Origin of the sequence: uncultured Cedecea sp. (assembly GCF_947498825.1) — a bacterium.
GTDB lineage: Bacteria > Pseudomonadota > Gammaproteobacteria > Enterobacterales > Enterobacteriaceae > JGM124.
In genome coordinates, this window is sequence record NZ_CANMLV010000069.1 from 1 (window position 1) to 481 (window position 481).

Genomic DNA, 481 nt, shown 5'->3' on the forward strand with positions numbered 1-481 from the left:
GGCAGACACGAGTGTGGCAAGGCTGAAGGATAAACTCCGCAGCCTGACCACAGGGCACAGCTCGGCGTCAGTAAAAGTGGTCATCAATAAACTCAGGCCCGTCCTCAGAGGCTGGATAAGTTACTTCCGTTACACAGAAGTGAAAGGTGTACTGGGAGAACTGGATAGCTGGATAAACAGGAAGTTACGTTGCCTCTTATGGAGGCAATGGAAGCGGCCCCGAACGCGAGCGAAGAAATTAATGCAAGCGGGATTAACGGAAGAAAGGGCGTGGCGTTCAGCGTGCAACCAAAGAGGGGCATGGTGGAACTCGGGAGCCCGCCATATGAATCAGGCGATAAAAGTCTCGTTACTGAGAAGGGCAGGCTTGCTGTCACTACTTGAACAACACAGACAGTTCCAGCGTTAACATGAACCGCCGTATACGGAACCGTACGTACGGTGGTGTGAGAGGACGGCGGGAGTGATCCCGCCTCCTACT

The 481-nt window shown here is 53.4% G+C and carries 1 protein-coding gene; it reads left to right on the forward strand.

The features are described 5' to 3' along the window. Positions 1 to 409, forward strand: a 409-nt coding sequence (locus Q1A40_RS22960) for a group II intron maturase-specific domain-containing protein (protein ID WP_300006095.1), incomplete at its 5' end; no start/stop codon positions are given. Between the last annotated feature and the right edge of the window lie 72 nt (positions 410 to 481).